The 11572-nt window shown below is 47.7% G+C and carries 5 protein-coding genes and 2 pseudogenes; 2 read left to right on the forward strand and 5 right to left on the reverse strand.

All coding sequences use genetic code 11. From position 1 onward, the window contains the following. Positions 1-74: 74 nt before the first annotated feature. From RTW80_RS21210 to apbC, 5 genes and pseudogenes are all read right to left on the reverse strand, one after another. Positions 75-2321 (reverse strand): annotated as a pseudogene (locus RTW80_RS21210) (fimbrial biogenesis outer membrane usher protein); the annotation flags it as partial. A 15-nt stretch (positions 2322-2336) separates the two neighbouring features. Beyond that, entirely contained in the window at positions 2337-3011 is a 675-nt protein-coding gene (locus RTW80_RS21215) for a fimbria/pilus periplasmic chaperone (protein ID WP_000677393.1), read from the reverse strand. 79 nt (positions 3012-3090) lie between these two features. Then, complete coding sequence (locus RTW80_RS21220) at positions 3091-3633, reverse strand: fimbrial protein (protein ID WP_000830456.1); 543 nt, start codon at positions 3631-3633, stop codon at positions 3091-3093. Between the two features lie 292 nt (positions 3634-3925). Beyond that, positions 3926-4207: a YehE family protein gene (locus RTW80_RS21225; protein WP_001324851.1), complete on the reverse strand. Its 282-nt coding sequence runs from the start codon at positions 4205-4207 to the stop codon at positions 3926-3928. A gap of 262 nt (positions 4208-4469) precedes the next feature. Continuing rightward, positions 4470-5579 (reverse strand): iron-sulfur cluster carrier protein ApbC, encoded by a 1110-nt coding sequence (apbC, locus tag RTW80_RS21230; RefSeq protein WP_001005448.1) that lies wholly within the window; start codon positions 5577-5579, stop codon positions 4470-4472. Positions 5580-5710: 131 nt separating this feature from the next. Here apbC and metG point away from each other — a divergent pair, with 131 nt between their 5' ends. Then, positions 5711-7744 carry a methionine--tRNA ligase gene (gene metG, locus RTW80_RS21235; RefSeq protein WP_001300883.1) on the forward strand — a complete coding sequence of 678 codons (2034 nt, stop codon included), beginning with the start codon at positions 5711-5713 and terminating at the stop codon, positions 7742-7744. Positions 7745-7884: 140 nt separating this feature from the next. After that, positions 7885-11499 (forward strand): annotated as a pseudogene (locus RTW80_RS21240) (DUF4132 domain-containing protein); the annotation flags it as partial. Between the last annotated feature and the right edge of the window lie 73 nt (positions 11500-11572).

Raw genomic sequence — 11572 nt, forward strand, 5'->3', positions numbered from 1 at the left:
TGATAGAAACAGAAGCCACTGGAGCACCTCAAAAACACCATCATACACTAAATCAGTAAGTTGGCAGCATCACCCTTGCGCTGATCGGTATCAAAATTAACCAGTACAACCGCGCCGCGATAAGGGGCGGCAATTTTCCGGTTGCCACGTAATTCTGCTTCGCTATCGCTTTGCGACACATCCAGCATCAGGTGATTTTCCCGATAAGGTGTCATTCCGTCGTATATCACCACTCCATTACGGTTTGTTGTGCGATATTTTTGCCCATTGACATAAGCATCTTTAATTCCTGGCGCATTCATCACAGCAAACGTTTCGGAAAGACGGTTCGCCAGATTAACGCCACCCGACCAGGCGACAATGCCCCCTGAAACACTGGCTCCAGCCTGTCGATAAGTACTCGACTGACTATAACTGCCATTCACTGTCGCAACCGGCGCGTTCCAGGTCAAATTCGCCCCAGCTGTCGTTTCATTTCCCTGATGTTGATGACTCAGGTTGACACCATAATTGAACTGATCCCGACTCCCTACTGTTCCTGATAATCCCGTATTATTTGAGGCAAACCCCTGATCATCAAACGTCGTTGAGTTAGACATATATATTTGCCGACGAGGCGTCGAAACGTCATCACCCCAATCAAAGGGAATCGATATAAAAATATTAAAACGTTTCTCTTCATGATGATTCTCGTCATAAGCCTGGCTTGCCGCGAGGGTATAGCTTATCCGTCGCAGGTTGTTGGAATAACTCAACTGATAATCCTTACTACTGCCGCTACGCCCCCAGTAATCTCGCCATAACGTACTTAATGACACAGACCCCCAACCTTCTGGCAATGACTGGCTCATATTGGCGGAAAAGCTATTTTTGCGGCCAAAATCGTTCTGGTAATAATCGGCAATGTCATAGACATCGTTTTCATCACGGCGATAATTATCTTTATTGTTTGCCCAAACGTGATCGTTAAATGTCCGGTAATCACGCGACGAATAACGCCAGGCCGCCAGACCAAAACGCGTCGACGTTTGGCTCACAAATTTGTTGTAGGCAATTTGATAACTTTGCCCGTCAAACACATCGCCGTTGTCTTGTTTACTATGCGACTTAGTGGCATCGACGGAAATGGCACCAATGCGTGTATTCCAGCCAGCCCCCAAAGTAAACGCGTAATAATTATTCGCGACCATCGAGCCACCATACAGCGTCAATAAATTATTAAAACCATACTGATAACCCGCCTGGACAAAATCACTTTGTTTGCTCGCCCCTTCAATATGGCTACGACCCGCCGCTAAATCATATTTCGACACGCCGGGTTGCAGCATATTTGGCACCGCTGCATAAGGCACCAGATAGGTGGTTACCGAGCCGTCCGCCTCTTTCACGCTGACATCAAGATCTGCTCCACCACCGGCCAACTGCAAATCTGTAATCGCGAACGGGCCAGGAGGAACCTCTTTCTGATAAACCACAAAACCATTCTGTTCAATAGTTACCAGCGCGTTACTCTGAGCAATCCCCTGCACCCGTGGCGTAAAATTTTGTTTCGAGTTAGGCAACATCTGCATATCACGAAACAACCGCACACCTCTGAAGCGAACAGAATCAAAAATATCGCTTGATGTGTACATATCACCCACGCGAAGCGTGCCGAGAAGTTGGGCAAATCCACGTTCCAGATACAGGGTATTGCTTTTCCACACCCCTGGATTGTTATTTGTTTTACTGAAACTGGCATCAGAATGCAGTTGCCACCCCAGTAAATTTAACCCGCTGTTAAAACGTACATATGTACTCTTGTTATTACCCGACGCTTTATAGTCGCTGTAATACTGACTCAGATAATAAGAGGTATAAAACGCATTAATACCCCGCTCCCAGTTTTCCGGTGGAACATAGCCACTTTCCAGTTCTTCCACCCAGGCCTGCGGGACACTGAAATCGAGACGAAAAACCCCGATATCCCAGGTATAGCTCCCACCCTGAACAAGTTGCTCAAATGTTAAACATTGCTTACCGCTGGCGAAGTTATCGCTATTAATGCCTAACCGCTTGATAACTTCTCTTGATAAACATGTTTCTTGCGGGTTGTCTTTAACAATAATCTCATATTTCCCGCGCCATTGCTTATTGACATAAATATCGATGTCATACTGCCCCGGTAAGGGTTGATTATCATCAAGACGAATATTTGCAACCTGCTGGTCTTTCATTCCACCTATCATAAAATGGGTATCAAAGGTTTCTTCAGCTGCATAAGCTTCAATGCCGAGCAATAACGCTACGATTGCTGATGCAAGTGGGGTCATTCTCAACATAGGCAGCTCCTGCAATTAAATTTTGTCACTAATATAGTTGCCATGGTCATCGATAATGGTCAGATGCCAGTTATTTGCATTATTACTTTTGACATTAACACTCTGACTTTCTAAGGGGGCAATCATAATAGTTTCATAATTGACTTTGACATTATTAGCTTTGACATCCGAAATCGTCACCCAATTAGCTGAGTCATTTTTTATCACCAAACCATTGCCACTGCGATTTACCAGCAATTTTTTAAATGTCGCTTTATTTACCGGAGCAATACCCGCTGGCCGGTAAAACAACTTAATTCTGTTTTGCATCGCAAACTTCAGTGCATTCTTACCTTCTTGCTCTGGACTATTTGGTGGAATATCCAGAACATTCAGATAAAAAATGCTTTCTTTATTAGTGGGCAGTTTATTCGGCATAATTTTGATTTTTACTTGCTGCCCGGAATTTGCCCCTATTTTTGCCACTGGTGGCGTTAACATGAAAGGAACCTGAATTTTTTCTGGTGGTAATGACGTATCGCCATCATCAATCCACGCCTGCAGCAGCGAAGAACGGTTTCCCTGGTTCATCAACTGCACCATCACTTCTTTATTTTCTGCCGGGTAAATAATGCGCGTCCCGTAGATAACAATTCCGGCATGTGCAGGAAGGACCATAGAAAAAATGAGTAAAGATAATAATCCTTTCATTTTAATGCCTCTTAAATTAAAAGGCCGCCATGGGATAGCGGCCATGTTTATTACCTGGAGAAACTTACAATTTTATTTATTAATCCTGCGCCACACGCATAACCAGAGAAGATAACACATCACCTGATTGCACTGAGTTATCTGTCAGTTTCAGGTATTTTGCTTTAAACGGAATAGCATATTGACCTTCCGCTGTTTTATAACTCTCAATGTTAAAAGGTGCAGAAACATCCAGGACATCGCTGTTATCACCTAAATAGAGATAGTAACCCACGGTATCGTTGCTACTGGCTATCGCCTTATCGTTACCGGTTATTTTATCGTTGGTAATCAACGAGAGTTTTACACCAGCAACTTCTTTCGGGCAGCTAATTTTTAACATGCTGCTGGTTACACCGACTGCATCATCATAGGTAGAATATTTAGCTTTACCTTCAAAGACACTGGTTGGTACAGTCGGCATATTAATACTTACTGAATCACCACCCGCTTCGAATTTACACGGAGATTCTGCAATATTCCCCTTAATAGTTAATGTTCCGGTATCAACGTCTGCAGCAAATACTCCAGCGCTCATAAAAAAAGAAGAAAAGACAGCGGCAGCAATAATTGAACGTTTCATAATATGTTCCTTAATAAAATTTATTTTTGGTTGTTAAGAGTCTGTATCTCTTGGAAACAAATTTCTCACATCAAAAAAGTTGCCGCAATGTAAACACATTGTTTTATTGATTTAAAACAAATTAACCATTGCAATATAAATACAACAAATATTTAAGAGTATTAACTATTTATCGCATCTATCAATTAATGTAGATTTATGTAAATGGTATTGTTGATATCAATAAAAAAGCCGAAATCATTTATATAAATGATTTCGGCTTTCTAAATGCAATTAAAATCAGGTTGCCAAATTAATCGTAGCGATTTAACACGATTCGACGTTTGCTATCGCTACCTGCAACAACCACTTCTGTCGTTACACCTTTGACGGGCGAAGAAAACAGATGACGGGTGTCAACATTATACGTTAACTGACCACAATGCTGTTGAGGTTGACCATTAACCATAGCCATACTGCATGTTGGGGGACTGATCCTGCCATTAATCGCTAATGTGGCAGTCTCTGAAGAGAATGCGGGAGAAGCCAATCCATAGGCAAGAAAAATAATTCCTGACAGCCAATACTTATTCATTGAACGTTATCCCTGTAGTAAAGGTTATGCCTGGATAGAATGAGTGCATAACAAACTATAGCTGTACATCCACTACACAGCCACGAAGGATGATAATGAAGCATTGCCTGTATGATCAATCGACTTTGTAGAGTTTCGGACGAAGGTCCGCAGAATATTCGCAGTATTAAATAAGTGTTCATTAATGCGGCAAAAACTAATACACCGCATCAATGTAACATCTCTGCGGTGTATGAAGAATAACCAGAATGGTTAATAGGCGTTAGACCGCGCGGAAGGAAATCTCGCCTGGAATGACTTCACCCTGCCAGTAGAGCTGAGCTGCAACGCGGTCAGCCAGCTGGCGGTAGATAGCGGTAAATTCGCTCTCCGGACGGCTGATAACCGTTGGCGTACCTTTATCGAGATCCTCACGTAAGGAGATGTGTAACGGCATCTGCCCCAGCAGCTGTGTATGGTATTTTTCAGCCAGTTTCTCTGCACCACCGGTACCGAAAATCGGTTCATGGTGACCACAGTTACTGCAAATATGCACACTCATGTTCTCGACAATACCGAGCACCGGAACCTCGACTTTCTCGAACATCACAATGCCTTTTTTCGCATCGATCAGCGCGATGTCCTGCGGGGTGGTGACCACGACTGCACCGGTTACTGGAATGTTTTGCGCCAGCGTCAATTGAATGTCACCGGTGCCTGGCGGCATATCAAGCACCAGATAGTCGAGATCCGGCCACAAGGTTTCCTGCAACATCTGCATTAACGCCTTGCTCGCCATCGGTCCACGCCACACCATCGCATTGTCGTCAGTGACCAGATAACCAATTGAATTGGTTGCCAAGCCATGAGACATAATCGGTGCCATATGGGTACCGTCCGGCGAAGTTGGACGCTGATTTTCTGCGCCCAACATTGTTGGGATTGATGGGCCGTAGATATCGGCGTCCAGAATGCCGACTTTCGCCCCTTCTGCCGCCAGCGCCAGTGCCAGGTTTACCGCCGTGGACGATTTACCCACGCCGCCTTTACCGGAACTCACCGCGATAATGTTCTTCACACCGTTAATTCCCGGCTGATTCTTCACGCGTTTCAGAGTGGCTATGTTATGCGACAGTTTCCAGTCGATAGCTTTCGCCCCGGTGATGCGCAGCAGTTCGGCGCTACATTGCTCTTTTAACTCTTCGAACGCGCTATGCCAGACAAACGGCATAACCAGTTCCACATGCAACGTGTCGTCCATCCAGGCGACATGGTGCAACGCTTTCAGCGTGGTGAGGTTATGCTTCAGGGTTGGGTGCTGAAAATTGGCCAGTGTCCCGGCGACCATTGCGCGCAAGGCTTCTGGTGATTTGGCCTGGGATTGTTCGTTCATCCCGACTCCTTTTTTGTATAGATAAACCATCAGCTGATAGTTTACCTGAAGAATATAGAGAAGTACTTACTTAACATTTTCCCATTTGGTACTATCTAACCCCTTTTCACTATTAAGAAGTAATGCCTACTATGACTCAAGTCGCGAAGAAAATTCTGGTGACGTGCGCACTGCCGTACGCTAACGGCTCAATCCACCTCGGCCATATGCTGGAGCACATCCAGGCTGATGTCTGGGTCCGTTACCAGCGAATGCGCGGCCACGAGGTCAACTTCATCTGCGCCGACGATGCCCACGGTACACCGATCATGCTGAAAGCTCAGCAGCTTGGTATCACCCCGGAGCAGATGATTGGCGAAATGAGTCAGGAGCATCAGACTGATTTCGCAGGCTTTAACATCAGCTATGACAACTATCACTCGACGCACAGCGAAGAGAACCGCCAGTTGTCAGAACTTATCTACTCTCGCCTGAAAGAGAACGGTTTTATTAAAAACCGCACCATCTCTCAGCTGTACGATCCGGAAAAAGGCATGTTCCTGCCGGACCGTTTTGTGAAAGGCACCTGCCCGAAATGTAAATCCCCGGATCAATACGGCGATAACTGCGAAGTCTGCGGCGCGACCTACAGCCCGACTGAATTGATCGAGCCGAAATCGGTGGTTTCTGGCGCTACGCCGGTAATGCGTGATTCTGAACACTTCTTCTTTGATCTGCCCTCTTTCAGCGAAATGTTGCAGGCATGGACCCGCAGCGGTGCGTTGCAGGAGCAGGTGGCAAATAAAATGCAGGAGTGGTTTGAATCCGGCCTGCAACAGTGGGATATCTCCCGCGACGCGCCATACTTTGGTTTTGAAATTCCGAACGCGCCGGGCAAATATTTCTACGTCTGGCTGGACGCACCGATTGGCTACATGGGTTCTTTCAAGAATCTGTGCGACAAGCGCGGCGACAGCGTAAGCTTCGATGAATACTGGAAGAAAGACTCCACCGCCGAGCTGTACCACTTCATCGGTAAAGATATCGTTTACTTCCACAGCCTGTTCTGGCCTGCCATGCTGGAAGGCAGCAACTTCCGCAAGCCGACCAACCTGTTTGTTCATGGCTATGTGACGGTGAACGGCGCGAAGATGTCCAAGTCTCGCGGCACCTTTATTAAAGCCAGCACCTGGCTGAATCATTTTGACGCTGACAGCCTGCGTTACTACTACACTGCGAAACTCTCTTCGCGCATTGATGATATCGATCTCAACCTGGAGGATTTCGTTCAGCGCGTGAATGCCGATATCGTTAACAAAGTGGTTAACCTGGCCTCCCGTAACGCGGGCTTTATCAACAAACGTTTTGACGGCGTGCTGGCAAACGAACTGGCTGACCCGCAGTTGTACAAAACCTTCACTGATGCCGCTGAAGTGATTGGTGAAGCGTGGGAAAGCCGTGAATTTGGTAAAGCTGTGCGCGAAATCATGGCGCTGGCTGATCTGGCTAACCGCTATGTCGATGAACAGGCTCCGTGGGTAGTCGCAAAACAGGAAGGTCGCGATGCTGACCTGCAGGCGATTTGCTCAATGGGCATCAACCTGTTCCGCGTGCTGATGACTTACCTGAAGCCGGTACTGCCGAAACTGACCGAGCGTGCAGAAGCCTTCCTCAATACGGAACTGACCTGGGATGGTATCCAGCAACCGCTGCTGGGCCACAAAGTGAATCCGTTCAAGGCGCTGTATAACCGCATCGATATGAAACAGGTTGAAGCTCTGGTGGAAGCCTCTAAAGAAGAAGTGAAAGCAGCTGCCGCGCCAGTTACTGGCCCACTGGCAGATGATCCGATTCAGGAAACCATCACCTTTGACGACTTCGCCAAAGTTGACCTGCGCGTAGCGCTGATCGAAAACGCAGAGTTTGTTGAAGGTTCTGACAAACTGCTGCGCCTGACACTGGATCTCGGCGGTGAAAAACGCAATGTCTTCTCCGGTATTCGTTCTGCCTACCCGGATCCGCAGGCACTGATTGGTCGTCACACCATTATGGTGGCTAACCTGGCACCACGTAAAATGCGCTTTGGAATCTCCGAAGGCATGGTGATGGCTGCCGGTCCAGGCGGGAAAGATATCTTCCTGCTAAGCCCGGATGCTGGTGCTAAACCGGGTCATCAGGTGAAATAATCCCCCTTCAAGGCGCTGCATCGACAGCGCCTTTTCTTTATAAATTCCTAAAGTTGTTTTCTTGCGATTTTGTCTCTCTCTAACCCGCATAAATACTGGTAGCATCTGCATTCAACTGGATAAAATTACAGGGATGCAGAATGAGACACTTTATCTATCAGGACGAAAAATCACATAAATTCTGGGCGGTGGAGCAACAGGGAAACGAGTTGCATATCAGTTGGGGAAAAGTTGGCACCAAAGGGCAAAGTCAGATAAAAAGTTTTTCAGATGCTGCGGCAGCGGAAAAAGCGGAACTTAAGCTGATTGCGGAGAAGGTGAAGAAGGGGTATGTGGAGCAAGCGAAGGATAATTCTTTGCAACCTTCCCAAACGGTAACGGGCTCTCTCAAGGTAGCGGACTTATCCACCATTATTCAGGAACAACCCTCTTTCGTAGCAGAAACCCGTGCGCCTGACAAAAATACAGATGCTGTTTTACCGTGGCTGGCGAAAGATATTGCTGTCGTTTTTCCGCCCGAAGTTGTACACACCACGTTAAGTCATCGCCGCTTTCCCGGAGTTCCTGTTCAGCAAGCAGACAAATTGACCCAATTACGTCGCTTAGCCTGTAGTGTGTCGCAACGGGATAATAAAACAGCCACATTTGACTTCAGCGCCTGTTCTTTAGAATGGCAAAACACCGTCGCCCAGGCGATCAGTCAGATCGACGGCCTGAAAACAACACAGTTACCATCACCAGTAATGGCTGTACTCACGGCACTTGAAATGAAATGCACAAGATATAAAGTGCGTGAGGATGTTATGGATCAGATCGTCCAGGAAGGCGGTCTGGAATATGCTACTGATGTAATAATACACCTTCAACAGATTGATATTGAATGGGATTATGCGAATAATGTCATTATTATTCTGCCGTCTGGCATTGCACCTAGCTACTTGGAGCAATATTCCAGATTTGAATTACGCCTACGTAAACATTTATCACTGACGGAAGAGTCTCTCTGGCAAAAATGTGCACAAAAACTTATTGCCGCAATTCCACATATTCCAGAATGGCGGCAACCATTAATTGCTTTGTTATTACCCGAAAAACCAGAAATTGCACATGAAATTGCCCAGCGTCTACTGGGGCAAAAAAAATTACCCTCGCTTGAGTGGTTAAAAATAGTGGCGACTGATGAGCACATTCTTGCCTCATTAGAAAAATATCACGAACCATATGCCATTTTTGATGATTACTATTGTGGTGCGATATGGTCAGCCACCGTATTACAGGAGCAAGGTGTTGCAGCCCTGCCCCGATTTGCTCCCTATGCCGCAAGTGACTACTGCGCCGATGTGTTGCGTCATATCAATCATCCGTTCGCATTGACACTGCTTATACGTGTAGCCGGGCAAACTAAACGCTGTCACGATCGGATGACGAAAGCCATTGCTGCGTTCCCACATGCAGCAATGGCGGCACTGACGGAACTTCTTGGGCAAAAAGAAGAGAACAGTTGGCGCATTATGCTAATGACAATGCTTATCTCACAACCAGCACTGGCAGAACAGGTCATTCCCTGGCTCTCGACACCCGCAGTTGCCGTACTGAAATCATGCCAGCAACAACTGACACAGCCCTCAAACCATGCCAGCGCCGATCTACTGCCAGCCGTAGTAGTCTCCCCTCCCTGGCTTTCGAAAAAGAAAAAATCGCCGATTCCGGTGCTGGATTTAGCGCCATTAGGCATTGAGCCAATCTGTTATCTGACAGAAGAAATCAGTAATCAACTTTTGGCGAAATATATCTGGTATTCAAAACACATCACGGTTAGCCATGAAGAAAGTACTACCAACCTGTTGGCAAGGATGGGTTTTCAACGACGGATCGCTGGTACATATATTAAAGCTCCCGAAGCGGTAGTTGAGGCATGGCTAAATGAAGATTATTCAACCTTACTAAGTGAATTTAAGGTGTTTCATTCACCTACCGGGCATTATTGGCAGTTGGGGATTTTGACAACATTGCCGCTGGAGAAAGCAGTAAAAGCATGGAATGCCCTTACCCTATCTCCACATACCGATACCGAATACTCCATGTTACATTTTGGACTCAAAGGGTTACCTGGGTTAGTAAACTCACTTGCACGCTATCCACAAGAAGCCTTGCCCATCACGAATTACTTCGCAGCGAGTGAGCTGGCTCCTGCCGTCGCCCGTGCCTTCAACAAACTGAAAACGCTACGCGAAAACGCCCGTAGCTGGCTGTTGAAATACCCGGAACATGCCCTTACCGGCCTGCTGCCTGCGGCGCTCGGCAAAGCCGGTGAAGCACAGGATAACGCCCGCGCTGCCTTGCGTATGCTTACCGAAAACGGTCATCAGCCATTACTGCAAGAAATCGCCCGACGTTATAACCAGCCGGAAGTAACCGATGCGGTGAACGCTCTGCTTGCGCTCGATCCCTTAGATAATCACCCGACAAAAATCCCCACTCTTCCGGCCTTTTATCAGCCATCGCTCTGGACGCGCCCGGTATTAAAAGCAAATGCCCAATCACTGCCAGATAGCGCCCTCCTCCACCTCGGTGAAATGCTCCGCTTCCCTCAGGAAGAGGCTCTGTATCCGGGATTATTGCAGGTGAAAGACGTCTGTTCCGCCGACTCACTGGCGGGATTTGCCTGGGATCTGTTTACCGCCTGGCAGACCGCTGGCGCGCCGTCGAAAGAGAGTTGGGCGTTCACTGCGTTAGGCGTTCTCGGTAACGATGACACCGCCCGCAAACTGACGCCATTAATACGCGCCTGGCCTGGTGAATCCCAGCATAAACGCGCCACCGTTGGGTTGGATATTCTCGCTGCTATCGGTAGTGATATCGCCCTTATGCAGCTTAACGGCATCGCCCAGAAACTGAAATTCAAAGCATTACAGGAGCGGGCAAAAGAAAAAATTGCCGACATTGCCGAGAGCCGCGAACTCACGGTGGCGGAGCTTGAAGATCGGTTAGCACCGGATCTCGGTCTGGATGATAACGGTTCGCTGCTGCTGGATTTTGGCCCACGGCAGTTCACCGTCAGCTTTGATGAAACCTTAAAACCGTTTGTGCGTGATGTTTCCGGCAGCCGCCTGAAAGACCTGCCCAAACCGAACAAAAGCGATGATGAAACGCGGGCGAACGATGCGGTTAACCGCTACAAATTGCTGAAAAAAGATGCGCGTACCATCGCCGCCCAGCAGGTAGCAAGGCTGGAATCCGCCATGTGCCTGCGCCGCCGCTGGTCGCTGGAAAACTTCCAGCTCTTCCTGGTTGAGCATCCGCTGGTTCGTCACTTAACCCGCCGTCTGATTTGGGGCGTTTATAGCGCCGAAAACCAGCTACTGGCTTGCTTTCGCGTAGCAGAAGATAACAGCTCCAGCACCGCTGACGATGATCTTTTCACCCTGCCGGAAGGCGATATCTCTATCGGCACTCCTCACGTTCTGGAAATATCACCAACGGATGCTGCCGCCTTTGGTCAGCTTTTTGCCGCCCACGAACTGCTACCACCGTTCCGCCAGCTCGACCGTAACAGCTACGCCCTGACAGAAGCCGAGCGCAATGCCAGTGAACTGACCCGCTGGGCAGGCAGAAAATGCCCGAGTGGTCGGGTCATGGGGCTGGCGAATAAAGGCTGGATAAAGGGCGAACCACAGGATGGAGGCTGGATCGGATGGATGATCAAACCTTTGGGTCGCTGGTCGTTAATCATGGAAATCGATGAAGGCTTTGCGGGTGATGCTGCCAACTTACTGATTTAGTGTATGATGGTGTTTTTGAGGTGCTCCAGTGGCTTCTGTTTCTATC

Origin of the sequence: Escherichia sp. AM3 (assembly GCF_032029835.1) — a bacterium.
In the GTDB taxonomy this organism is placed as follows: domain Bacteria; phylum Pseudomonadota; class Gammaproteobacteria; order Enterobacterales; family Enterobacteriaceae; genus Escherichia; species Escherichia coli.